This is a genomic window from Paenalkalicoccus suaedae, from assembly GCF_006965545.2.
GTDB lineage: Bacteria > Bacillota > Bacilli > Bacillales > Salisediminibacteriaceae > Paenalkalicoccus > Paenalkalicoccus suaedae.
This window is the reverse complement of record NZ_CP041372.2, coordinates 754725-777135: the sequence shown is the minus strand read 5'-3', so window position 1 is coordinate 777135 and position 22411 is coordinate 754725. Positions and strand designations below refer to the sequence as shown.

Sequence of the window (22411 nt, the reverse complement as noted above, 5' to 3'; positions counted from 1 at the left end):
TTATTAGTTTGAGAACTTTAAATTTTGTTTGTCCCTACTTATGACCAACATCCCTATGATAATTCCTGCACGTTATATTTCATGATAGTTACTCAGCTTTCGGATAATGAAATTAGTAAATATGTATGGTATGTTTACTATTTTCATGCAAGGGAAGGTGAGTCATATAATCTTACTGAGGAGTGATTCATGTGGCAGACGTAAAGAAGCAAGCAGAAGAAAAGCTAGATAATATGTCGTCAGACAAAAAGGATGAGATTTTAAGTAGCTTTGATGAGTTCCAAAACTACTTAAACGATAAGATTAGTAAGGGCGAGAAGCTCGGACTAAGCGAGGATCAGCTAGCTAAAGGTGCAGAGCGCGTCGCTGAGTATCTGAAGAATCACGAAGCTCCTAGAAATACAGAAGAAAAGTTACTTCAAGAGATGTGGAAAGTCAGTGACGATGATGAAAAACACCAAATGGCTCACGTACTCGTCAAGTTAGCGAAAAAAGAAGGTAACTAAGAATTTTAGCTGACCTTAGGGACCATACCCTAATTAAAAATTGTTAAATACATTATTAAAACAGACCGCTTATCCTCTCAGTTACGAGAAGGCTAAACGGTCTGTTTGTTTGCTTAGTATGTGCTCCGTTAACCTTCGAGACAGTAGAATCACTTTCTTGCCAAATACAAATCAATCGTATCGTAGACGTTCAGACGATCACCGGCCTCAAAAATTGCTTTCCTCACATCATTTTCTAATAGCAATCTCGTATCACTCGGCATGCGGCTATGATCGGAATATGTGTTAAGAAGCGAGGTGTAGTCATCTGCTCAAAACACACGCGTCCTATGGTAGAGTTTGCACGTGACGTCCTTGAATCCATAAGCTTCAATCGCTTGCACTCTTGCCTCATATTTCTCCGTATCGTGCTCAACCAGTTGCTCCGTCGTTGGTCTGTACGTCTGATAGATTCGCCTAATGGCTTGATGTACGTCATCATCTGGTCGGCTCACAAATGGTCGGTTCCAAAACAACGCCAACGTCCCATTTGGCTTTAATAATGAAGCAGCCTTCGAATAACCAATGTCTTCTGGGATCCAATGAAAGGCCGTGGCTGAATAGAGTAAATCGATACTCTCGGCTGGGTATGAGGCATCTTCAAACGCGACTTGCTCAACGGAAAGATTGCTATATTCTCGATACTTCGCTCTGGCGTACTCCGCAAGATCCGCGCCAATCTCCACCGCCGTAACATCGCAGCCCACCTCTAAAAATGGCCTAGTTGCCTGCCCTGTTCCAATGCCAACCTCCATCACCTTACTGCCTTTATCGATTTGAGAAAATGCGAGAATGTCTTTGAACATTTCGCTACAATACGTCGGTCTCCATTTGTCGTAGTTTAGTACGTTTTCGTTGAATGCTAGACGGTTGTTGAGCATGATAGGTTCTCCTATAGCTTGTTTTATATTCCGATTTCAAACAAATGTAGTATACATATTACTGCTGGTTCTGGTAATCTACTTTCTTGCACAAAAGTAATATAGTTCTTTCTAGGAGGTAGTTTCCCACTTTCCTCCATCTTTACAATAAGCTCTGAGTCTTCATATAGCATTGTTTGTGTAGTATTGGCTTTTTTAGAGATTATGTATGTATGTCCATTTGACTTAAATTCTAATAATCTTTCCGTCATTTTAAATTTACTAGTGTCAGTTAGAAGTATGCCCTCTGCATAAGTCGAGTCAATTAAAGACCACTTCCGTTTCACTACTCCAATATCCTCAGCCTTAGCAAGTGAAAAACCACTTGTATTTTTTATGGAGATATTGATAAACCACGTAGTGAAGTGTAAGGCTAAAAGTTTTTGCCAAATATTCTTATAATACTTTTCTAAAGAATAGACTACCTTTCCATCAGCATTTAAAACATCAATCTCCAAGTTAGAAGTAACTCTTGTTGGCACATCATAGCAAAAATCATACTGCAAATTTTAACCTACCTCTCTTCTCATAGCTTTTATATGTTGTAGCTCATTATACAATACGACGTAATCGGAGTTTAGTTTCACCTGTTCTCGAGCGATGGAAAAGCATTTCTAAAGATGTCTTCACGCGTCTTCGAACATACTGTCAGTATCCACTGGGCGGCCTGACTTAAGGTAGTGCTTCAAGAAAGACATACTTATAGACCATAACCGCCAAAGGTGACTTATATTATTACTATTATGTTGAACATTGCCATGCTTTATAAAATACAAAGAAAACACAAAAATTAATATTGAACATAAGAAAACTCCCCTTACCAAGTAAGAGGAGTCTCTACATAATCCCTAACACCTAAATTAAAACTCAATCTGATTCGCAATATCATACAAGACATCGTCCGAAACTTTTGTTCCTCCAATAGTATAGATCTTCTCACCAGTTGTAATATGGATGACCTTCCCGTGTCCATTGTCATATAAGGCATCATATCCTTCTACATCAAAGAAAGTAACGTCACCCTCTTCATACCAAGATGCAATTTCCTCGATTGTTATTGCCTCTTGTATTTCAACCACCGTTATTTCATTACCTTCCGTCGTCATATAAAATGCCGTAACGGACTCCTGGTTATTAGATTGACTTGATGTAACACCATCTTGTGAAAGGATTGATTCTGCGCCATCCGTAGCAACTTCATTCTCATGTAAATGCAGTGGGATCGTAACCTCCATATTTAACTCCTCTAATGCTATTGGTTGAGGTCGCTCTATTTGAGCATCCCCTTCATGTGTTTGTGAAGCCACTAGAGGTTCGTCAGGTGCACTCGTGAATGAGTTCTCCTCTCCTGTGAGGTTTATGTAAGCTGCCGTTATTGCGAATGCTCCTACAAGAGTTGTAACCCCTAAGTTTGTTTTTTTCATTGTGTATCTCTCCCCTACTTAATAAGTATCTTTCTTATCAACACTTCTAAAATAAATAAACTTCGTGCATGTTTCTAAAGCGAATAGATCTTCATACTTGCACCATTTACAGATTAATAGACTCGTTTACGACCGTACAATTACTAACAATACAGGAAATTAACTGGTTGTTCAAACGTTTCCCAAAAGACTTTTCTCTCTAAAAGGGAGTAGAAGGATTCATTTGGACTTAATATAAAAAACACCCTATAAACTTTAATTTCTTGTAATAGGTACTTCCGATAGCCTCACAAGAATTATCCTTCTAACCAGCAAGTGGTGACTTCAAAAACAACAATTTTAATTGCCTTCGGATAACCGATACTTTTCAAGATCTAGAGTGAAAAGAAACTAAACTTCCTGCTCTATCTTTTTAATATCAATGACTTATTTGCTCTTAAAATGGTTCTCTCGCTCAAGATCAATTAGCCATTTCTTTCTTGCACTCCCTCCCCCATATCCGCCTATTGAACCATCACTAAGAATTACTCGATGGCAGGGGATAACGAGCGCGAGTTGGTTCGCACCATTGGCCCTTGCAACCGCTCGAACAGCAGTTGGTTTTCCAATTTCTCGGGCAATGTCTGAGTAGGAACGAGTTTCCCCTGCTGGAATTTCTTTTAGCTTATCCCATACCATTTGCTGAAATGGTGTTCCGATGAGCTTAATCGGCGTGTTAAATTCAGTACTCTTACCTTCAAAATAAAGCTCCAGCTCTCTTTCAATTGATTCAATGGTTTTTGTCTTTCCCGGAATGATGGCTGATACCGTTTTTTTCCTTAGTACTTCAATCTCTTTTTCGAGACCACGTCGATCTACAAACTCAACAAGGTATAGTGCATCCTCATCCGCTATAGCAATCATCGGACCAACCCTCGTATCAATCCAGGAGGCTTTTAGCACGTGATTTTCCTTAGCTGACGCAGTAGCATCTCCCATGATTTTTGAAAAAGCATCTCTGAAACCGCTACTTGATTCATAGCCTGTGGACAATTGAGCATCAATCATTCCTTTGCCAGATCTAATTTCCTTCATCGCGATGCCCATTCTTCTAGCACGTGCATATTGGACAAATGTCATGCCAAAACGTTTTTTGAACTGTCGGCGGGCTGTTGATTCATCAATAGACAATTCACGAAAATCCTTCTCTCTCCATTTTTTCTCTGGATTTTCTTCAACTGCCTTAACTAATGTCTGTATAAGCGTAGAAACCTGATTTGGATGGGAGAGCGGTAAGCACCTTTTACATGGACGAAATGAAGCCAAAAGTGCCTCCTCGGCCGTATGATAAAACTCACAGTTCTCCAATTTAGGTTTTCTTGCCGGGCATGTTGGACGGCAAAAGATACCCGTGCTCTTTACACCAACAAAAAATAACCCTTCGTACGATGAATCTTTCTCGATTAGCGCTTCATAAAATTCCTTCTTACGATCCTCCATCATCTAAACACCTCAATTCTCACTTATTCTAATCTCTATTATAAGGAGACTAAAAATAATTGCCGCCGAAAATCAGGCATGGATATAACAGACCGTTAATTTCACTCAATTCGAATTACATCTATTTTTCTATCAATAAAAAAACGCCCTTTACTAAGGCGTTTTTTTACAGATTAACGACTATTTTTTTCTCAAGTTACTAGCGACGATACCATCTGTACCAATCCCACCAGACTTTGAGATACACCATGTATGTATTGTATAATCTTAAATTTTTTTGCTAATAATATGTATCAATATGGCATTTTAAAGAACTGAATAAAAAAATGCTCTTCTCAAAAATAGGGGGTGAGATGCACATGTTTTGGAAAAAAAGGGAGAGCCACGAAAGACGGAGTGAAGAAAAACAAAGCGAAGATAATCTGGTTACTCCATCAACAATGGAATCAGAATTATCCATGGAATCTCTGAAAAAAAGCCTTGAGCAAATCGATGATGCAGAATTTCTAGAGATGAATTGTTCAAATAATCGTATCATTCATCTTGTTTATATTCGAACTCTCATTGATCAAGAGAAATTAAATGAGACCATTATCGATCCTTTAACAAATTGTTCGAAAGCATCTATTCAAGATTGCCTTGTCAACTCCTCCACTATTTCCATTCCAGTCCTGAAAGAAGCCAAAAGCCAATTGTTCTCAGGATGCATTTTGTTAGTTGATTCTTCCCAAAACCTTTGGTTTGCTGTGCCATTAAAGAACCCTATTGGACGAGCCATTGAAACTTCCGAAACAGAGACCATCTTGTATGGAGCAAAAGACAGCTTTACTGAACAAATAGAAGAGAATATAACACTTATCAGAAGACGACTCCCCATTCAAGAACTAAAAACGGAGAAGTTTTCTCTCGGTACTATGAGTAAGACAAATGTTGTTTTAATGTACATAGATGGGGTTACTAACCCAGATTTTGTAACTACAATCAAAGAAAAAATTTCTGAAATTAATTTTGACCTTTTCTTAGACTCCTCTCAAGTTGCAGCATTTTTAGAAAAACATCAAAACAGTATTTTTCCTCAATTCCAGCAAACAGATCGACCTGATGTCGTTACTTATTCACTAGGATTAGGTAAGATCACTCTTTTAATTGACAATACACCATTTGCTCTTGTTGCACCTATTACCTTTTTTCATTTATTCCAGTCACCTGAGGACTATATTAATCGCTGGGTAGTTGCCAGTTTTTTGCGACTTATGCGATATGTTTGCTTCATTTTATCGGTCACATTAATTCCTTTCTATGTTGCATTAACCACGCATCACTATCAAATGATTCCTATTCAAACTCTTCTGATCTTGGTTGACTCGCGGAGCCAGCTTCCCTTCACTCCTTTTTGGGAAGCATTTATCATGTTAATTTTTATCGAAATCTTAAAGGAAGCAAGTTTAAGGATGCCTACCAAGACAGGTCTAACACTTGGGGTTATTGGAGGTATTGTAATTGGTCAAGCAGCTGTTGAAGCGGGCTTCGCTAGTAATGTATTAATTGTTATGGTTGGGATCTCGACAGTTGCTTCTTTTCTTATTCCTAACTACCTTATGACAAAGGCAAATCCATTAATCCAATTAATATTACTTATTTTATCTTCTCTTTTCGGCTTGTTTGGGATCATATTAGGAAGTGTAGCAATATTAGCACACCTAAATAGCTTGTCTTCAATCAAACAACCATATTTTTCACCCGTTTCCCCATTTTATAGAAAGGATTGGAATGATTTATTCATTCGAGGACCATTCTTTAAAATGTTGGAGCGTCCTGAGCATCTAAAACCTCAAAAATTGAAGAGATATAAAACAAGGAGATGACTCAATGGCAACCCAGCAATTATTTGAGAAGAACGAAAGCTACAATGGATTCTATGCGATGTTGCTGGTAAATCGCTTTCAAATGCTATATTTCTTTCTGATTATGCCAGGTATTTTAATCTATCCACATATGATTTGGGTAATTATAGCATTAGGGGGACTGTCTCAACTAAACCTTCTGTTTATATCTAAGTGGCTGTTATCGCCTGTATCACGAGAGGGCTATAGTGGTTTTGTCCGACTGTTTGGAAAGGGATTGGTGCGGCTTCTCACTTTTATCGGCTTGTTTTTTTTATTCCTTAAGCTTTCCGTCATAACGTTAGGTTACAGCGAAATTATTCAAACATTTATTCTTCCAACTACAGATACGAATTTCATTATCTTATTTATTCTGTTGTTCAGCTTTTATGTCGCGGGTAAGGGCATGGAACCTACTATTCGTTTTGTTGTTATTTCTTTTTTATGTTCATTTTGGATCATTATACTTTTCGTTTTTTTCTTCCTTCCCCCTATTGCTCAACTAAGTGATTTGTATCCTCTTATTCCATTAGAGTGGAAATCAGACAGTTGGAAAGCCGTTTTTTTAATTATGTCTTCCTATTCTGGCCCGGAACTTTTACTGTTTTTAGGACCATGGCTTAAAGCAGATAATAAAACCTTTCGCTATTTGTCTTACGGTAACGCCTATACAGTAATAGAGTACGTCTTCTTATTTATCGCGTCCCTATTATATTTTGGATCTACTTATTTAAGTAAAAGTCGATATCCGATTGTTGATATGGCCCGCTATTTTCAAAATCCCGTTTTTGAAAGAACGGACATGATCTTGCTTTCCTTTGAATTATTTAACATTGTTTTTGCAGTTTCTCTATTTCTCTTACTATTTTATGGAGCGTCTAAAATTGTTCTGAGTAAAATGAAAAAACCGTCGAGTGGAAAGGGGTTGTTATTTAGTGTAATCCTTATTTATATCGGGATGGTTATTGTGAATGAGTTATTTTGGAAGTCGTGGGAGACACAGATCTTTTTATTACACATTCAAATTATAGCTGGATGTATAACCTATTTTCTTCTCCCACTTGTTATTGTGATAATGATGAAAAAAAGAGGGGGTAATAAATATGCGCCTACATGAAAAGATACGTGAAGGAATGATATTCCTCTTTGTAGCTTTTTGGTTATCGGGCTGTTCCCCTATTACAGAAAATAACCTTATTGAAGAGATTTCACCCATTACCTTTTTATCAATTAGTAAGGCAGATGAAGGGAAATTAAAAGTTAGTACCATTTTTCCACCACTCAGTAAAGAAGATAAAATAGTTATATCGCATGAAGTCGACTTATTAAAAGAAGGAATACAGAAGTACAACTTTAACTTTTATCAGGAAGTTAAGTCCGGGCAAATGCGGATGCTCGTAATTAGCGAAGAGCTTGGACAAGAAGGGATTATGTCAATTGTAAATACATTATTGACTGATCCGGATATTTCTCCGAGAATCTATTTAGTTATTATGAGAGGAAATTTCGAAGAATTTTTAGAAAGTCAATTGGACAATGCTGAAAACTTTGATTACTCCTTTTACAGAATGCTGAAGCATTATGAGGACAGAAATCAAGGTGAATTAACTGTCGTCAATCTTCATCAATTCAAAAACTTACTCTATACCCCTTATTCAGATCCATTCTTACCCATATATAGCATACAAGGAGACGGGGTTAACTATGAAGGGACAGCCTTGTTTCAAAATGATAAGCTAGTTGAAACCATTTCATCTATAGATGATCGCATCTTTCAGCTGATAAACAATAATCACTACTTAGCAGTTTTGCCGATACGAGAATTTGAAATTGTATTGGGTCATGTGAGATCTAAAATAGATGTTAATATTGATAGCAGTAATTCGACAATTTTTTTTACAGTAAGTATAGACAGTAAGATTGAGGAATATCGGGGAGAAAAACAATTATTTGATCCACAGGAATTAGAAAATTTAAAAGCGGATATTGAAACTTATCTTGAACAACAAACATATGAATTCCTTAAAAAGATGCAAGAATTAAAAGTAGATCCGCTTCAACTGGGCATACAAACAAAAAGACCTTTCTCAAAACCAATGGAAGAAGAAGAATGGATCGACATGTTTGAGAAGATGTACATGAACGTAAAATACAATGTTAATATTGATCCTTTGACTGATGCAAACTCAAGAAGGCCAAACTTTTAGTATTGCCTTCTATTACCTTGAAGATATACTAATTAAAAAATGAACGCTATATCCCATTTACTCTGAATTTTTTAGGCGTAAAGGTTTTGCAGGAAGTCAATAGAAAAACCCCCTCCCAAGTTCAAAACAAACCTGAGAGGGGATTTTTATTTATGATCTAAATGGAAACGAGCTTTAACTGAAGTGTATCAAAGCCTTCAACACCTTTTTTAAAAGGGATTGGGACAATGATTACATCATGCCGCCCATTCCACCCATTCCGCCCATGTCAGGCATTCCGCCGCCTGCACCAGCTTCTTCTGGGATATCTGCAACGACTGCTTCTGTTGTTAGGAACATAGCAGATACGCTTGCTGCGTTTTGAAGCGCAGAGCGCGTTACTTTTGTTGGGTCTACGATACCTTCTGCAACCATGTCCACGTACTCGCCAGTTGCTGCGTTGAAGCCGATTCCGACTTTTTCGCCCTTGAGGCGCTCAACGATGATTGAGCCTTCAAGTCCAGCGTTTTCCGCGATTTGACGTACTGGCTCTTCTAGTGCGCGTAGCACGATGTTTACACCAGTTTGCTCGTCGCCTTCTACGTTAACAGCTTTGATTGCGTTTAGTACGTTTACAAGTGCCGTACCACCACCAGCTACGATACCTTCTTCTACCGCTGCGCGTGTAGAGTTTAAAGCATCTTCAATGCGTAGCTTGCGTTCTTTCATTTCTGTTTCTGTAGCTGCTCCAACCTTCACGACTGCAACACCGCCAGCAAGCTTCGCTAGGCGCTCTTGTAGCTTTTCACGGTCGAAGTCAGATGTAGTCTCTTCGATTTGTGCTTTGATCTGGTTAACGCGACCAGCGATCTCAGCAGCGTCTCCAGCACCGTCTACGATCGTCGTGTTGTCTTTAGAAACAACAACCTTCGATGCGCGACCAAGCTGAGCGATTCCAGCAGACTTCAGGTCAAGACCTAGGTCTTCTGTGATCACTTCACCACCAGTTAATGTAGCAACGTCCTCAAGCATAGACTTACGGCGATCACCGAAGCCAGGTGCTTTAACTGCCACTGCATTGAACGTTCCGCGTAGCTTGTTCACAACTAATGTTGCAAGCGCTTCGCCTTCTACGTCTTCTGCAATGATTAAGATTGGACGGCTTTGTTGTACAACCTGCTCAAGGACAGGAAGTACTTCTTGGATGTTACCGATTTTCTTATCCGTGATAAGGATGTAAGGATCATCTAAAACAGCTTCCATCTTATCAGAGTCCGTCACCATATATGGAGAAGCGTAGCCACGGTCAAACTGCATACCTTCTACTACTTCTAGCTCTGTAGCGAATCCTTTAGACTCTTCTACTGTGATAACACCGTCGTTACCAACGCGCTCCATCGCTTCTGCGATTAGCTGGCCAACTTCGTTGTCAGCGGCAGAAATCGATGCAACCTGTGCGATAGACTCTTTGCCTTCGATTGGCTTCGAGATGTTACGTAGCTCTTGAAGCGCTGCCTCTGTAGCTTTCTCAATTCCACGACGAATCACCATTGGATTCGCACCAGATGTTACGTTTTTAAGACCTTCCTTGATCATTGCTTGCGCTAAAACAGTCGCTGTTGTCGTACCGTCACCAGCGATGTCGTTTGTTTTGCTCGCAACTTCTGATACAAGCTGTGCTCCCATGTTCTCAAAAGCATCCTCAAGCTCGATGTCCTTTGCGATTGTTACTCCATCATTTGTGATAAGTGGAGATCCAAACTTCTTCTCAAGAACTACGTTACGACCCTTCGGTCCAAGTGTTACCTTAACTGTATCTGCAAGACGATCTACCCCGCGCATCATCGCGCGACGAGCGTCTTCACTAAATTTAATTTCTTTAGCCATGCGTAAAACCCTCCTCAAAGATATATGCTTCTTTTATTCGCGTTCGCTACATTAGCCGATTACTGCAAGTACATCGCTTTCGCGTAAGATTAAGTATTCCTTGCCTTCATACTTCACTTCGGTACCAGAGTATTTAGAGAAAAGAATTTTTTCTCCTTCTTTTACTTCAAGCGCCACGCGCTCTCCGCTCTCTGTTACACGGCCGTTACCTACTGCAACAACCTGGCCCTCCTGCGGCTTTTCTTTCGCAGAGTCCGGAAGTACAATTCCGCTCGCCGTTTTTTCTTCTTGTGCTACAAGTTCGATAACTAAACGATCACCTAATGGCTTTAACAAGGAAAACACCCTCCTTTAATATTCATGCACGAACCATTCGTGCTATGTTGACATCATCTGTTAGCACTCGACATTCACGAGTGCTAACACAAGTATTAGTTTAATAAACGCCACTTCTTTTTGCAACCCTTACGCCTTATTTTTTTATGAAACTAAGTTAATTTATTTGTACTACTTATGTTTTACTATCATATAGAAAGGACAAGGTGAATGAAGAGCTGTATTGGAAGTGCGTTAGTGCGTTTGGCGATCTCGTTTGCTCGTTCAACTGCTCCCTTTGCTTCTCCTCACACTTTGTTTGAGCCACTTCGCACCTCGTTTGCACGTTCGTCATTCTTGACCGATTCCATCAACCTCACTTACTCCCCTTCCCCATTGCAACGCTCACACAAACGTCATAGCTGAAAACTGAATAGTAAGAAGGCATATGCTACAATATATAAGATGTTAGATAAAGGAGCGATAACTACGTGAATAAACACTATTGGTGGATATTAATTGTCTTTGCACTCTCGCAACTCGTGTTCCCCCTGCCAATTGCAATCATTTTGGGCGCAACTGATCTGGCAACAACCGAGGCAGAGTTAATGGGACTGTCTATTTTTATAAGCTTTACGATCGCCTTCCTTATTATTAGCGCGATTGCGTATCGAGCTCCTAAAAATCCAGCGATCGCAGATCAGCGCATGGACGTTGGTGGTACTATCGGCTGGTCTCTAATTGGAATCGTATTAGCTTTTGCTGCGCAGTACATCGCAGCGATTTTGCAAATGACTTTGCTCGGCATTGAGCCTGGATCTGAAAACACGCAGCAAATCGTCGACATGACAAACGCCGTGCCGATTTTAGCATTTGCCGTTGCGATTTTTGGACCCGTATCAGAAGAGATCGTTTTCCGTATGGTTATCTTCGGAGCGCTTTTAAAACGCTTTGGCTTTTGGATTGCCGCCGTTGGTAACGGACTGATTTTTGCCGTGGTTCACTGGGATTTTGAAAATATCCTTGTGTATCTTGCTATGGCGATTGTATTTTCGTATCTATACTACCGAACTGGACGCATTATCGTGCCAATCGTCGCGCACATCGGGATTAACTCCTTTGTTATGCTCGTGCAGGTGGTATTCGGTGAACAGATTCAAGACTTTTTAGAGCGTATGGAAGAGATGGAACAAAGTGCGGCCTTCATCATGGCTGTTATTGGGAGGTTTATGTAATGCAACAAGGATCACGCGCGAGCGGATTTTTATTCCTCGCGCTCGGGACAATGTTTGTTTTCTTTGCGATACGACGACTAGAGACATCAGGTGAATGGGATGCTCTGTTAATTCTCCTCGTTGCCTTCGCAGCCTTTGACTATATGATGGCATTTAAACACTTTGGTGCGGTTGCCAGACAAAAACAAAAATAAAAATAACGAAAACAAGCAGCCCCACTATTGGGAGCTGCTTGTTTGTTCTTCTAACCGCTTTTGCTTTTTATGCTCCCGCCCTAGTAAAATCCCTGCTGGTATGGACAGGAAGATGAGGATCGCGATCACAAAGAAGCCTTCCGTGATGGCAGTGAGACTCGCCTCCTCCATGGAGGCGCCGTTTGTAGTTGTGATTTGGTTTCGCCTGACCTCATAGTAAATGGAGACAAACACGATTCCTAAAGCCGAGCTCATCTGCCGAAACACATTGTTCATCGCCGATCCGCGGCTCACGAACTTTTCCGGGATGGCATTCATCCCAGCTGTCGTGGACGGCATCATACTTAGCCCCATACCGATTCCCCGGATGGCGTTGAGCAGGATGATGATCCACAGCGCGGTTTCTAACCCAATGAAGCCTAAAAGTAAGGTACCGACGGCCATGACGCTGAGTCCGGACGTAACGATGAGCGACGGGCCTTGTTTGTCTAAGAGGCGGCCGCCGATCGTCATAAAAATTCCAGACATCAGTGCTGCGGGGAGAAACGCGAGTCCTGTCATGATCGCATTTAGTCCGTAGACGTTTTGAATCAAAAGTGGCAGTAAAAAGATCCCGCCAAAGAGGCTGATGGAATTGATCATCGCAACCCAGACACTGTACGTATACGCTTTAGCTCGGAAGACGGATAGGTCTAGGAGTGGCTGTGCGACAGTAAGCTCGATGCGTACAAAGACGACGAGCATGATCAAACCGAAGGCGACGAGCGCTAAGTTAACGGGATTATATAAATGTGTAAGCTCTGACATGCGGCCGAGGGCGAGCAGGATCGAGCCGACACCTAATGTGACGGTGACGAAGCCCCAGAGGTCAAACTGGATGGCGCTGTTCTTTTCGGTGCTCTGTAAGTATTTCCATGCAAAGAGTAGTCCTAGGATTCCGGTCGGGATGTTGCTTAGGAAGAGCCATTCCCACGAGGCGAATTCGATGAGGAAGCCTCCGAGTGTTGGTCCTTTAGTAGTAATAGAACACATCATGCTCTTTTGCATTAATCATAGCTATAACTTACTATAGCATTGAGGTGATAAATATGACAGATGCAGAGCGTAAGGTGTTAAGGATCATTATTAATATGTTTACATTGCATGATAGAAAACCGACTTTTGAAGATTTATCTATAAAAACAGGGAAGCAATTGAATGAGTTAATAATTGTATTGAAGTCATTAGAAGATATAGGTAAAATTGAAATAGATTATGAAAAACGTTTAGCGATGTTACCAGAAGAGTATCATTATGAGAAAAGAGCTAGATTGGATCGAGAAGTAGAAGACCAAAATAGGAGGGGATAGAATGTCTCTAAAGTCTGAGATCTATAAGATGCTAAGGATCTGGAATGATATCGATGCGATTAGAAAGGGTAAAATCAAACAGAGGATTGGAAGAAGAATCGTCGGAAAGGCTACAGGTCGAGGAATTGGCAAGCTATTCAAGTAGGAGGATAACACATGTTATTAAGAACTTTACTATATAGTTGCTATCTTATATTCTGTATAACGTTCTTGCCGATCGGTAATTTATTTTCATATCTGAACTCTATATTGTTTTCAATATTTTAAAAAGAAAGGGGCATAACGCCCCTCTTTTTTTATTTGTCTAACAATCCTGCTCGATCAAACATAGCAGCCATTTCTTGACGCGTGACAGGCTCTTGCGGTCTGTTGCCGTCTACAATGCCAGCCTTTGTTGCTTTTTCCCATGTAGCTTTTGCCCAAGCACTTGGTTCGTTTGTTGGCTTTGCACTCACATTAGTCACCCCCATATATTTTTGAACTCGTTTACGGAAATCAACCATATCAAAATTTCTTCCTGGACAGTCAGTTTGTCCAACATCCCTATGTCCTCTAACGGTGGTAGCATTTACTGGTAGGTTAGCTTGCTTTAATACCCACGCTGCAAACTCAGCCATGCTTTCTAAAACAACTTCTCTCGGTCTTGTATTATTAAAATTACCAGGCGTTGCTATACCAAAGTGTCTAGCATTATATCCCCTAGCATGTGCTCCTTGCCTAAACATGCGACCTCTCACTTTAGTGCCGTCTGTATCTACTAGTCCGTTATAGCCAATACCAGCAGAAATACCAGCGCTATTTCTTCTCACATCACTATGATCACGATGAGCGCTAGCAATCGTGTATGTCTCAGGTGCGCCAAAATGATGAATGATAACTCCGTCGATATTTTCGGCTGGCATAGAAGCGATGTTGCTAAATGTAAATCCTCTATCCACAATATTCATTTATTTGTCCTCCCTTGGCTTTTCATACTTCAGCGCCTGTCTGCTGTCACCTAGTCCTCGTACAGTAGGATCGTTTAACGCGTTATACACGCTCATAACTACAAGGATTAACACATAAGGGTTAAGAAGAGCATCTACTATTAAACTACCTAATGCGCTCCATGTTGTGAGATCCTGTGCTGTTAAACCGAAATAAGCTAAGATCGGTACAAAAATAGATAGTACTAACTGCGTAACAAATTGCGGGTTTTTAAACCGTACTTTCCAATTGATTTTCATGTCAGCCTCCTATAATTGTTAAAATAATTGTTAAAACAAAACCTGTAAATCCCATTACGACTGTTGCAATTAATCCGATTAGCCATCTGCGATGTACTACTTGCTCTTTTTTTTGCTCATCAATTTTTTCTATTATTTCTGTTTTGTTTTCTCTGTCTCTAGTATATAATCGCTCAATATGCACAGCTTGCTCCTCTATCTTATCTAGAGCTTTTCGCGCTTGGTTCTCTGCTGACTCTGCTTGACTAGATGCCTCAGACGCAAGAGTTTTTGTGTCTCGCATGTCTTCATAAATACGATCTACTTTTTGATTAAAGTGCGCCATCGTGGTCATCAGCTCTCTTATATCTGCGCGAATGAGTGACATCTCGTCAATTAAGCGATACGTAAGATCGTTGTCTCCTCTCATTTCTTTTTGCTCCTCGCTATCCATATTTGCCCCCTAATATAATTGTTTCGACATAAAAAAAGAGCCCCAATGGGACTCTCCAAATTATTGAACAAGGTATCTTTTATGTTGCTCTTGTTTCTTTTGATCGCTTAGCTGTGAATAAATTAATGTTGTTTCAGGGCTCTGGTGACCTAATAAGGCCTGTACCCCTGCTAACTCAGCACCATTATTTAGGAGCAGAGTGGCGAACGTATGCCTCAATGTGTGAGGACTGACTTTCTTTTCTAACCCTGCTTGTATAGCAATCTTTTTAATTTCTTGCTGTACAGCTCTTTTAGACAGTCGTTTATAAGGCTTTCTTTCTGTAACAAATAGTGCCTTATCTTCGTCCGTGCGCTGCTTCAAGTATTTTTTTAAGTGGTACAAAGCACGAAAAGAGAAATATACTTTTCGCTCTTTATCGCCTTTTCCAACAACGTATGCCGACATATCTTGAGTGTTTATGTGGTCGATATTCATATCGTGTATTTCACTTAATCGACAACCAGTCGCATATAGAACTTCTACAAAGGCCCTTTGCCTAATAGTTTCAGCCGACTCCCTAAGCATCTCTAATTCTTCGATCTTTAACGCCTTGGGAACCCTCTTAGCCTTTTTAGGTGATTTGATCTTACGTGAAGGGTCTCGTTGCAAAATCTCTTCATTGTGAAGCCAACCAAAGAAACTTTTTAAAACAGATAACTTAGTTTCGATTGTCGATGGCTTAGCCGTTTTAAATGAGCCAAGGTAAACACGAATATCGGCAGCCGTTATGTTATCTGTTCGTTTTTTAACGTGTTCTTTGAACTTTCGTAGTTGCAACTCATAATTGGATAACGAGTTTACACTTAACCCTTCAATGCCTTTTGATGCTAAAAACAATTGAATTTTTTCGTCTAAGTCTGGATGAACTTCGGTCTCTGGTACTCTCGTGATGTGGTATTTGTTCGTAATGTGAGATAGCTTTTCTTTTATCTCGTCCACATTGATCGGCAGCAACTCCGAAATAAACCCTGTCACTTCGCTAATCATTAGCTCTCCAGCAGATACACCATTAATATTCATATTCAATTTCCCCCTGAGAAGGTAATTCGCTTTAAGATGCTAGCCTACAAAAAAAGAGTAGGCACGCATCTCAGGTGCGTGACGGATGGGGAGCTACCCCTTCCTACCTACTCACAACATAACATACCATCTGCTGGGAAATGAAGCAATATAAATATATTTTTACAAATATGGTTCTTTTATCCTGCATGGATTTTTATTGCGCATAAGGCGTCTTATGCGTTGTTGAGCGACTCTGTCAGCTCGTTGTACTCATCTTGGCTAATACGACTATTAAGCAAAAAGATGTCTAGCTTCTGCTGCATGTCCTCCACTGATGCGTATGAGCGTCTATCTATCATTGATTTACAGCCTCTATATGTTAATGACATAGTGACCTCCTTATAGTCCTAGCTCGACCATTGAAAGTCTAAAATCAATGTCTACTAGGTAATCTGAATAGTTTCCTTCTTGATCATCTTGAGGGATTTGCGCGACTTCCCACGTACGTACCACCTTATTCTCTTGTACCTCCGTTTGAGGATTCGTTGCGTAGTGAGTATCCGTATCATACTCCTCAACGACTTCCTCGACAGGAAGCCAACCGTGGGATTTATGCACTTCATGTGGCAGTAAGTTAAATCCACTGATCGTCTGACCGTCCTCTAACCGTAAAACTTTAGGTAAACTGGCGAATCGATCAATCTCACCGTTCTTAATATGTGCGTACAAGGCGCTCACCTCCTATTTCTCTAGCCATAGATTAAATACCGAAGTAGTGTAAGAAATATCTGTCCCTGATGTGTTTCTGGCATATACAGCTATAAAAAACTCACCGTTAAAACTTGATATATCAATTTCATCCGTTCTTCTAGCAAAGTTTCCTGTTTGTAAAACTTCTGCTAAATTAGTTGTTCTTGGGTTAACATCTCTCTGGTTCATAATGACAAAACCAGTCGTTCTTAATCCACCAGAAGTTTGATTTTCCCAATCTATATACGCTTTAGAATATGGAGACAAGTCAAATGCTACTTCTGTAACTGCTGTTCTAGTTGCGCTAATATCTAATCTTCTCGCATTAATAAGCATTCTTCCGTTCAGTGGAAAACTTAGACTTCCTGCACCTTCTGCGAATCCTTGTATGAATGGAGCGTTATTATTAAATAATTCATAAAGATACAACTCTCTTGGTATCCCTCCACCTGCATAGCGCAATTTATCAGCTAACATCGAAATCACCTGCTAAGAAGCCTAGCCACGTTGTGCCTCCGTTGTATGTGATAAACGTTAGCGCATACGTAAAGTTAGGCTCGGACACATCAGGGATCTCACCACCACGCCATTTGATTGCAGAACTAAACGTAATAGGATGGGCTGTGCCCCCTTGCTCTAAAAACACGGATAGGGAGACAACCTCGCTACTTGTAGTAGATAGATTGAGTGTTGTTGTGCCTGCCATCGTTAAACGATATGCAGGGGAGTTATCAGCGTTTAGTGTAACTGTTCCAGTGCCTGATACGGTGGATATTTCTTCTCGGTATGCGCCAAATAGAGGTTCATGCGCTTCGGTGACAGTCTTACCTTCGTGTTGCGTAAATTCTTCCTTATGCGCAATAGCGTCCGTCTTCGTTTCAAACTCCTCATCTGCATAATCCTTGGCGTTTTGCTCTGCATCTTCCAAAGCTTGCGATAACCCATCCACTTCGTTAATCTCATGGCCATGTTCGGAAGGAGAGAATGTTGTAGGCTTATCTTGCACCTGTGTCCATGTCACTGATTCTAGTTTGCTATTAAGCGCTGTTTGTAGGCCTGTGACCTCCGAGATTTCATGTTGATGTTCTAAATCAGCCTTGTCTTCTAAACCATCATCAGCATACTGTTTTGCACTTTCTAAAGCAGCAGTTGCTTTTTCTTGAGCTCCACTAGGCGTTTCGAATATTAAGGAGTTATCAATCTGAGCAGTGACGTTTTGAGCATTACCAACGATTGTGACAATATCAATTGCCTTTTCTACGATATCTTCTCCCGTCGGAGGTATATACTCGGCCAGTGCCCCAGCGTTTCCATAACAGTATAGGATCTCGCCTAAGTCAGGATCTTGTGCAAAAACACCTAGCTCCCTAAAATAAAAACCTGTTGTGATTTCTTGGTTAGTCAGAGTAGTTCCAACTACTGCTCTACCACCTGTCTGGACTGCAAGTTTTGATATATCAAGACTTCTCACTACACTGATTAGATCATTCAAATTTAAAATAGATGAGGAGCCTAAATTACCATTACCTATTTTAATTCTTGTGTAGTTAAGTTCTACGCCCGTTTGTGCTTTTGATTGCAGATTACGCCCACGATTAGTTAGCGTTAACTTACCAAATGCGCCCATTCATATCACCTCACTGACTATAAGTTTCTTTTGAACCTTCATGTACAACTGCTGCAAATAAAAGATCCATTTCCTCGCGTTGCTGAAGGATCACGCTATCTAAGTGCGACCTTGCGTTTTTAACTGTATTTACAGCTCGTACAAATTCAGCAGCCCTCTCTTGAGTGACTTCAGGATTATTTGTGATCACTCGGAACGTATATGGCTCTCCTCCGTATTCATACCACTCTTCAACGATGCCTTGGCCGAATAATTTTTCAACTAATAACTCGACTGCACGAGGTGTGCCTTTAATACGGTGCAGGTAAATCGATTCATTAATCAACTCAATTTTTACTTCTCGCTCAAATGACTGGTCATAAAAATCTACATGAAAAAAATATGCCACGTGGTCAAGTAACTCATCAGAGAGCTCATCTACACGTGGCAATATATTTAGGTTAGTTACAAAATTTAGAATTAATTGATCTCTCTTATCTAAAGACTTACTTGCAGCTATTATATCTTGGTCTTCTCGGAGGTTTTCTGGTAAAAGCTCTAATGTAGTGACTGTGCTTAATGTTTTAGTCATCTTCAATCCCTCCGTACTCTACAGTTTTTACATTAACAACTGCTAAAGAGAGATTATCAATTTCAATATGTTCAGGTAATCTGACCTCAACCCTTTTTGCTCCTGAACGAACCATTTTCGCGATTAATTCAGAAGGATTGACGTCCCTACCTATACGACTTCTTTGCCAAGTGATAAATTCATCCACAGAGTTATCCACATTTTCTCTCGTTTTAACCAATGATTCAATGTCTGTAGATCTAAGATAATACGTAACATCAACATCGTACTCGATTAGCTCAGGCGCTGCTGCTGAGAATTGATCTGTAAGAGGTCGTCGATCTCGCTCATTTAAATGATTCGACACCTCATTAATAACAGATTCAGTAGGAATTTCTCCAGATTGTAAAATAAATCGCATATCTACTACTCCGGGTGAAGGCGATACGGCTTTTACATGTAAAATAGATGGCATAAACTTCTTTGCTAGATGTTCATAAGCTCCTGAAGGTCCAGCTACGGAAAATCCTTCTGGTGCTTCGTGGATTCGTTCCCTGTAACTATCTTCAGATTCGATGAAACCACCCTTACTCTCGTCGATATTTTCAACTGTCGCAACATAAGGCAAAGGATCGCTTAACTGATTAATTTGCCCGGCTAAAAATCCATTTCCCACTTCCCCTAGCTCTTCACAGTAAACCAGATAGGTTAGTGATGTTTGTCCGGCAGGAACACTTAAATTCTCTCGATTGCTAAACTGTAGGTCCTCGCCGGGACTGACTCGTGTACCGGCTGGAATAACAATATCAAATGGTTGTGCCTCACTTAATTCTAAATACATCACTGTACTAGCTGCTGTTGGCTCTGCTGGCTCTGTTTTCGTAAAGGCTCCTAAATTAACAAGGTTTTCGCCTCGTGCGTACTTTAATAAATTTTGTTTGCCTGTATCGTCGATTACCGTACGTAACTGAATTTCTCTTAATGCGCGAGTATATAAAAAAATCCGAATAGGATCGCCTGGATAAAGTCGTTTTCGTGTTCCGGTTTGCTCAAAATAAGCATTCTCATATTCAGCTACGATATCAGCTAGTATTTGTTCTGCATCTACTTCAGCAAAACTAACCTCTGGTAAATCAGTCAGCTTCAAGGTCAACGTCAATCACCACCTTTGGGATTAGATTTCCCTTAATATCACTTTCAAATTGTACCTCTGTGACAAAAGCTCGAGGTTCATATATTTCTGTTTTATTTGCATATTCAGCTCTTAACAAAGCTTGAGCAACGTTAATAGGCTGATCTAAAAAAGAAGTATCAATGCCGAATTCTCGATCTAAAGGGACAGTACCAATTGGTGTAGTAAACAGCATATGCAGATTTTGAATTACTTCATCAGAGCCGTTGGCTCCAAAGTTAACTTCAATAGTAACGTTATCGTAATCTATCATCTAACCACCGCCGTCTGCTGTTTCTAATCACTGCTGTGTATTCTTTTAGCTCAATTGATACATTAGCGCTTAATAGCTCGCCACGATTCATCACAATGTTCCAAGCTTGACTAACACGAGTGATCATCCATCTACTTACTCCTAAACCCTTTCCACCAATAAATAAAAATTCAGCATCTCCGTCTCGTTCTTTAATCAACCACTGTTCCATTTCTTCGCGTGGCTTCACTCCATGAGCTCCGTGTAGCTTTATGGTAAAGCTTACTGTATCTAGTCCAGGGCCATTCCACTGTGTAACTGGCTTTTGCCCTAGCACTTCATGATCTGTAGACCTGCCAGTTGAATCTCTTGTCAACTGATTAAAGGTATGGACGCGTTTATCATTAACTTCAAAAACTATTTCTCCAAATGATCCAATCATTAGATCACCCTCTTTCTAATAAGTGCCTAGGCAAAAACCTTCATCTAATGCCGACCCTAAAAAAATACACAAAACAGACGATCCTACAGGAGGTGGATCTAAATTATTTAACATTGGCAAAGGATCGGTCACTAAGTTGTCTCGATCTTCAAAGACTACACTTACATTTCTTCCTGATATACTGCTTACTCTGCCTACTTTCGCAATATTTAAAGCTACAGACATTGCATCCATCGTTAACCTCCTAAGACCTTTCGTGCTCTTACTTGAGTTGTATATCCACCAGAACCAATATCATGCCGTGCTTGCTCAATAAAGTATTTACCACTAAATTTACCGAAACCATCTAATTGTAGTGTGCTGCCTCCAACTAAATTCACATTGCCTAATAAGGTTAAATCTACTTGTGTTTCTCTCTTGTTGAGATTTCTAAGTTTATTTTGTGCAGCTCTTCTTGCTTCTTCGCCTGTATGGACTTTTGTGTTAAGGAGATAAATTTTATTTTTGTTTGCTTCTTCTTCTTCATTTGTATTAGAAATGTCGCGAACTGTATATAGAAATTCAATTTTCCTTTTCAGTTTCACATCAAAATAAGACAGCTTTACGCCTGCATAACCTTTGCTATAATCTGAATTGAAATTATAGCTCAATACTCTTCCGGCTTTACGATGGTAACTATCTACAGGTTTTTCTTTTTCAAAATCACTTTCTTTAAATATGATGATTTTTCTATTTGTTACCTTCATGGCAAGTCCTTCAGACTCACACAATTCAGATAAGAACGCTGCATCAGTCACACCACTTTGTTCCTTTGAACCGTACCACGGATTATTAGCTAAATATTCGAGCTTTAATCCACTACGGAAAGCAATATCATTTGCGATGCGCTTTAGACCGATACCTTTCCATTTTTGTGTTCGTGGTCGAGACATAAGTTGTTCGTTAGCTGGGACGGATGCAGCATTAATTGTGACTTCATTCGGAAATCCTGATAGTTCAGGCATATCAATAAAAAATGTCCCGCACAACAATCTTTCTGAATCATTTTGTGTTTTCCAGTTCATTGTATTAATTATTGCTCTTATCTGGTCACTCTTATTGGCAAACCATTCATTCATCCAAACTTCGTTCTCATCTTGGAGAGTGATACTGATACTGTCAGACTCACCAGATGCATTGTCAACGTATGAAAAGCTCTTCAGATCTTTTGCGAAGTCTTTTGATACATTTATTCCGTTATAATGCACCTCTACTTCTGTTCTTCTCGCTTTAGTCATTGTTACAGACCTCGCTTCCAAGGAGGGAGATTTAAGCGAGGTGTTTCAGTTAATTCCGGGATTGTTAATGTAACGTTAGCGCTAAATATGACAGTAGAAATATAATCTGGGTTAGCTTTCATTAGATCAACTAGCTTATTTTCATTATTAAAAACCTTATAAGCGATAAGATCCCATGTATCCCCTGATACTGTTTCATAAGTGTTCATCTACTATACTCC

30 protein-coding genes are annotated in these 22411 nt (G+C 40.0%); 8 read left to right on the top strand and 22 right to left on the bottom strand.

Going from position 1 to position 22411, the window contains the following annotated elements:
* The first annotated feature begins 233 nt into the window (after nt 1-233).
* The gene (locus FLK61_RS04525; protein ID WP_176011134.1) at nt 234-506 is read left to right on the top strand and encodes a DUF3243 domain-containing protein; all 273 of its coding nucleotides are present in this window, start codon (nt 234-236) and stop codon (nt 504-506) included.
* Nucleotides 507-817: 311 nt separating this feature from the next.
* On the opposite strand, the gene FLK61_RS04520 is transcribed toward FLK61_RS04525, so the two are convergent.
* The 4 genes from FLK61_RS04520 to FLK61_RS04505 all read right to left on the bottom strand — a co-directional run bounded on the left by FLK61_RS04520 (nt 818) and on the right by FLK61_RS04505 (nt 4371).
* Nucleotides 818-1426, bottom strand: coding sequence for a class I SAM-dependent methyltransferase (locus tag FLK61_RS04520; protein ID WP_217706307.1), 609 nt, complete (start codon nt 1424-1426; stop codon nt 818-820).
* Nucleotides 1427-1449: 23 nt separating this feature from the next.
* On the bottom strand, nt 1450-1947 hold the full coding sequence (locus FLK61_RS04515; RefSeq protein WP_430708811.1) for a tubby C-terminal domain-like protein: 498 nt from the start codon (nt 1945-1947) through the stop codon (nt 1450-1452).
* A gap of 378 nt (nt 1948-2325) precedes the next feature.
* Nucleotides 2326-2889 (bottom strand): hypothetical protein, encoded by a 564-nt coding sequence (locus tag FLK61_RS04510; RefSeq protein ID WP_176008325.1) that lies wholly within the window; start codon nt 2887-2889, stop codon nt 2326-2328.
* A gap of 426 nt (nt 2890-3315) precedes the next feature.
* Nucleotides 3316-4371, bottom strand: a complete 1056-nt coding sequence (locus FLK61_RS04505; RefSeq protein WP_176008324.1) for a bifunctional transcriptional activator/DNA repair enzyme AdaA — start codon at nt 4369-4371, stop codon at nt 3316-3318.
* A gap of 356 nt (nt 4372-4727) precedes the next feature.
* On the opposite strand from FLK61_RS04505, the gene FLK61_RS04500 reads away from it, so the two are divergent.
* From FLK61_RS04500 to FLK61_RS04490, 3 genes are read left to right on the top strand one after another with little or no spacing between them, the layout of a single operon-like run.
* Entirely contained in the window at nt 4728-6233 is a 1506-nt protein-coding gene (locus FLK61_RS04500; protein WP_176008323.1) for a spore germination protein, read from the top strand.
* 4 nt (nt 6234-6237) lie between these two features.
* Complete coding sequence (locus tag FLK61_RS04495; RefSeq protein ID WP_176008322.1) at nt 6238-7368, top strand: GerAB/ArcD/ProY family transporter; 1131 nt, start codon at nt 6238-6240, stop codon at nt 7366-7368.
* Nucleotides 7355-8458 (top strand): Ger(x)C family spore germination protein, encoded by a 1104-nt coding sequence (locus FLK61_RS04490; protein WP_176008321.1) that lies wholly within the window; start codon nt 7355-7357, stop codon nt 8456-8458. Before FLK61_RS04495 ends, FLK61_RS04490 begins: the two co-directional genes overlap by 14 nt.
* Nucleotides 8459-8689: 231 nt before the next feature.
* Here FLK61_RS04490 and groL read toward each other — a convergent pair whose 3' ends face one another.
* Together groL and groES are read right to left on the bottom strand one after the other, a co-directional pair.
* Nucleotides 8690-10324 (bottom strand): chaperonin GroEL, encoded by a 1635-nt coding sequence (groL, locus tag FLK61_RS04485; protein ID WP_176008320.1) that lies wholly within the window; start codon nt 10322-10324, stop codon nt 8690-8692.
* Between the two features lie 51 nt (nt 10325-10375).
* Nucleotides 10376-10660, bottom strand: coding sequence for a co-chaperone GroES (gene groES / locus FLK61_RS04480; RefSeq protein WP_176008319.1), 285 nt, complete (start codon nt 10658-10660; stop codon nt 10376-10378).
* A 470-nt stretch (nt 10661-11130) separates the two neighbouring features.
* On the opposite strand from groES, the gene FLK61_RS04475 reads away from it, so the two are divergent.
* Together FLK61_RS04475 and FLK61_RS04470 are read left to right on the top strand one after the other, a co-directional pair.
* On the top strand, nt 11131-11874 hold the full coding sequence (locus tag FLK61_RS04475; protein WP_176008318.1) for a CPBP family intramembrane glutamic endopeptidase: 744 nt from the start codon (nt 11131-11133) through the stop codon (nt 11872-11874).
* Entirely contained in the window at nt 11874-12068 is a 195-nt protein-coding gene (locus FLK61_RS04470) for a DUF4305 domain-containing protein (RefSeq protein WP_176008317.1), read from the top strand. Before FLK61_RS04475 ends, FLK61_RS04470 begins: the two co-directional genes overlap by 1 nt.
* A 24-nt stretch (nt 12069-12092) precedes the next feature.
* On the opposite strand, the gene FLK61_RS04465 is transcribed toward FLK61_RS04470, so the two are convergent.
* A complete protein-coding gene (locus FLK61_RS04465) occupies nt 12093-13103 on the bottom strand; it encodes an MFS transporter (protein WP_249777679.1) in 1011 nt (336 codons plus the stop codon).
* 53 nt (nt 13104-13156) lie between these two features.
* Between FLK61_RS04465 and FLK61_RS04460 the strand changes: the two genes are divergently transcribed.
* Nucleotides 13157-13417 carry a hypothetical protein gene (locus FLK61_RS04460; protein ID WP_176008315.1) on the top strand — a complete coding sequence of 87 codons (261 nt, stop codon included), beginning with the start codon at nt 13157-13159 and terminating at the stop codon, nt 13415-13417.
* 1 nt (nt 13418) lies between these two features.
* Nucleotides 13419-13562 (top strand): hypothetical protein, encoded by a 144-nt coding sequence (locus tag FLK61_RS04455; protein ID WP_176008314.1) that lies wholly within the window; start codon nt 13419-13421, stop codon nt 13560-13562.
* A gap of 151 nt (nt 13563-13713) precedes the next feature.
* Here FLK61_RS04455 and FLK61_RS04450 read toward each other — a convergent pair whose 3' ends face one another.
* From FLK61_RS04450 to FLK61_RS04380, 15 genes are all read right to left on the bottom strand, one after another.
* A complete protein-coding gene (locus tag FLK61_RS04450; protein ID WP_176008313.1) occupies nt 13714-14364 on the bottom strand; it encodes a peptidoglycan recognition protein family protein in 651 nt (216 codons plus the stop codon).
* A complete protein-coding gene (locus FLK61_RS04445; RefSeq protein ID WP_176008312.1) occupies nt 14365-14643 on the bottom strand; it encodes a phage holin in 279 nt (92 codons plus the stop codon).
* A gap of 1 nt (nt 14644) precedes the next feature.
* Nucleotides 14645-15076, bottom strand: a complete 432-nt coding sequence (locus tag FLK61_RS04440; protein ID WP_176008311.1) for an alanine-zipper protein — start codon at nt 15074-15076, stop codon at nt 14645-14647.
* A 60-nt stretch (nt 15077-15136) separates the two neighbouring features.
* Nucleotides 15137-16138 (bottom strand): site-specific tyrosine recombinase/integron integrase, encoded by a 1002-nt coding sequence (gene xerA, locus FLK61_RS04435; protein ID WP_176008310.1) that lies wholly within the window; start codon nt 16136-16138, stop codon nt 15137-15139.
* A 215-nt stretch (nt 16139-16353) separates the two neighbouring features.
* Nucleotides 16354-16509, bottom strand: a complete 156-nt coding sequence (locus tag FLK61_RS04430; protein ID WP_176008309.1) for a hypothetical protein — start codon at nt 16507-16509, stop codon at nt 16354-16356.
* 10 nt (nt 16510-16519) lie between these two features.
* Nucleotides 16520-16849, bottom strand: a complete 330-nt coding sequence (locus FLK61_RS04425; RefSeq protein ID WP_176008308.1) for a hypothetical protein — start codon at nt 16847-16849, stop codon at nt 16520-16522.
* A 12-nt stretch (nt 16850-16861) separates the two neighbouring features.
* Complete coding sequence (locus tag FLK61_RS04420; RefSeq protein ID WP_176008307.1) at nt 16862-17347, bottom strand: hypothetical protein; 486 nt, start codon at nt 17345-17347, stop codon at nt 16862-16864.
* Nucleotides 17337-18497 carry a phage tail-collar fiber domain-containing protein gene (locus tag FLK61_RS04415; RefSeq protein WP_176008306.1) on the bottom strand — a complete coding sequence of 387 codons (1161 nt, stop codon included), beginning with the start codon at nt 18495-18497 and terminating at the stop codon, nt 17337-17339. The genes FLK61_RS04420 and FLK61_RS04415 overlap by 11 nt, the downstream gene beginning before the upstream one ends.
* Before the next feature lie 10 nt (nt 18498-18507).
* Nucleotides 18508-19068 (bottom strand): phage tail protein I, encoded by a 561-nt coding sequence (locus FLK61_RS04410; protein ID WP_176008305.1) that lies wholly within the window; start codon nt 19066-19068, stop codon nt 18508-18510.
* Complete coding sequence (locus FLK61_RS04405) at nt 19061-20200, bottom strand: baseplate assembly protein (protein WP_176008304.1); 1140 nt, start codon at nt 20198-20200, stop codon at nt 19061-19063. Before FLK61_RS04405 ends, FLK61_RS04410 begins: the two co-directional genes overlap by 8 nt.
* Nucleotides 20181-20492, bottom strand: a complete 312-nt coding sequence (locus FLK61_RS04400; RefSeq protein ID WP_176008303.1) for a hypothetical protein — start codon at nt 20490-20492, stop codon at nt 20181-20183. The genes FLK61_RS04405 and FLK61_RS04400 overlap by 20 nt, the downstream gene beginning before the upstream one ends.
* A complete protein-coding gene (locus FLK61_RS04395) occupies nt 20476-20913 on the bottom strand; it encodes a phage tail protein (RefSeq protein WP_176008302.1) in 438 nt (145 codons plus the stop codon). The genes FLK61_RS04400 and FLK61_RS04395 overlap by 17 nt, the downstream gene beginning before the upstream one ends.
* A 15-nt stretch (nt 20914-20928) precedes the next feature.
* Nucleotides 20929-21147: a hypothetical protein gene (locus FLK61_RS04390; protein ID WP_176008301.1), complete on the bottom strand. Its 219-nt coding sequence runs from the start codon at nt 21145-21147 to the stop codon at nt 20929-20931.
* A 2-nt stretch (nt 21148-21149) separates the two neighbouring features.
* Complete coding sequence (locus FLK61_RS04385; RefSeq protein ID WP_176008300.1) at nt 21150-22190, bottom strand: phage late control D family protein; 1041 nt, start codon at nt 22188-22190, stop codon at nt 21150-21152.
* Between the two features lie 2 nt (nt 22191-22192).
* A complete protein-coding gene (locus tag FLK61_RS04380) occupies nt 22193-22399 on the bottom strand; it encodes a tail protein X (RefSeq protein WP_176008299.1) in 207 nt (68 codons plus the stop codon).
* Nucleotides 22400-22411: the final 12 nt, after the last annotated feature.

Bases quoted from the DNA above. Each gene is read 5' to 3' on its own strand.
- FLK61_RS04525 (WP_176011134.1), top strand. From the start codon at position 234: ATGTCGTCAGACAAAAAGGATGAGATTTTAAGTAGCTTTGATGAGTTC.
- FLK61_RS04520 (WP_217706307.1), bottom strand. From the start codon at position 1,426: ATGCTCAACAACCGTCTAGCATTCAACGAAAACGTACTAAACTACGAC.
- FLK61_RS04510 (WP_176008325.1), bottom strand. From the start codon at position 2,889: ATGAAAAAAACAAACTTAGGGGTTACAACTCTTGTAGGAGCATTCGCA.
- FLK61_RS04505 (WP_176008324.1), bottom strand. From the start codon at position 4,371: ATGATGGAGGATCGTAAGAAGGAATTTTATGAAGCGCTAATCGAGAAA.
- FLK61_RS04500 (WP_176008323.1), top strand. From the start codon at position 4,728: ATGTTTTGGAAAAAAAGGGAGAGCCACGAAAGACGGAGTGAAGAAAAA.
- FLK61_RS04495 (WP_176008322.1), top strand. From the start codon at position 6,238: ATGGCAACCCAGCAATTATTTGAGAAGAACGAAAGCTACAATGGATTC.
- FLK61_RS04490 (WP_176008321.1), top strand. From the start codon at position 7,355: ATGCGCCTACATGAAAAGATACGTGAAGGAATGATATTCCTCTTTGTA.
- groL (WP_176008320.1), bottom strand. From the start codon at position 10,324: ATGGCTAAAGAAATTAAATTTAGTGAAGACGCTCGTCGCGCGATGATG.
- FLK61_RS04470 (WP_176008317.1), top strand. From the start codon at position 11,874: ATGCAACAAGGATCACGCGCGAGCGGATTTTTATTCCTCGCGCTCGGG.
- FLK61_RS04465 (WP_249777679.1), bottom strand. From the start codon at position 13,103: ATGATGTGTTCTATTACTACTAAAGGACCAACACTCGGAGGCTTCCTC.
- FLK61_RS04460 (WP_176008315.1), top strand. From the start codon at position 13,157: ATGACAGATGCAGAGCGTAAGGTGTTAAGGATCATTATTAATATGTTT.
- FLK61_RS04455 (WP_176008314.1), top strand. From the start codon at position 13,419: ATGTCTCTAAAGTCTGAGATCTATAAGATGCTAAGGATCTGGAATGAT.
- FLK61_RS04450 (WP_176008313.1), bottom strand. From the start codon at position 14,364: ATGAATATTGTGGATAGAGGATTTACATTTAGCAACATCGCTTCTATG.
- FLK61_RS04445 (WP_176008312.1), bottom strand. From the start codon at position 14,643: ATGAAAATCAATTGGAAAGTACGGTTTAAAAACCCGCAATTTGTTACG.
- FLK61_RS04440 (WP_176008311.1), bottom strand. From the start codon at position 15,076: ATGGATAGCGAGGAGCAAAAAGAAATGAGAGGAGACAACGATCTTACG.
- xerA (WP_176008310.1), bottom strand. From the start codon at position 16,138: ATGAATATTAATGGTGTATCTGCTGGAGAGCTAATGATTAGCGAAGTG.
- FLK61_RS04430 (WP_176008309.1), bottom strand. From the start codon at position 16,509: ATGTCATTAACATATAGAGGCTGTAAATCAATGATAGATAGACGCTCA.
- FLK61_RS04420 (WP_176008307.1), bottom strand. From the start codon at position 17,347: ATGTTAGCTGATAAATTGCGCTATGCAGGTGGAGGGATACCAAGAGAG.
- FLK61_RS04415 (WP_176008306.1), bottom strand. From the start codon at position 18,497: ATGGGCGCATTTGGTAAGTTAACGCTAACTAATCGTGGGCGTAATCTG.
- FLK61_RS04410 (WP_176008305.1), bottom strand. From the start codon at position 19,068: ATGACTAAAACATTAAGCACAGTCACTACATTAGAGCTTTTACCAGAA.
- FLK61_RS04400 (WP_176008303.1), bottom strand. From the start codon at position 20,492: ATGATAGATTACGATAACGTTACTATTGAAGTTAACTTTGGAGCCAAC.
- FLK61_RS04395 (WP_176008302.1), bottom strand. From the start codon at position 20,913: ATGATTGGATCATTTGGAGAAATAGTTTTTGAAGTTAATGATAAACGC.
- FLK61_RS04390 (WP_176008301.1), bottom strand. From the start codon at position 21,147: ATGGATGCAATGTCTGTAGCTTTAAATATTGCGAAAGTAGGCAGAGTA.
- FLK61_RS04385 (WP_176008300.1), bottom strand. From the start codon at position 22,190: ATGACTAAAGCGAGAAGAACAGAAGTAGAGGTGCATTATAACGGAATA.
- FLK61_RS04380 (WP_176008299.1), bottom strand. From the start codon at position 22,399: ATGAACACTTATGAAACAGTATCAGGGGATACATGGGATCTTATCGCT.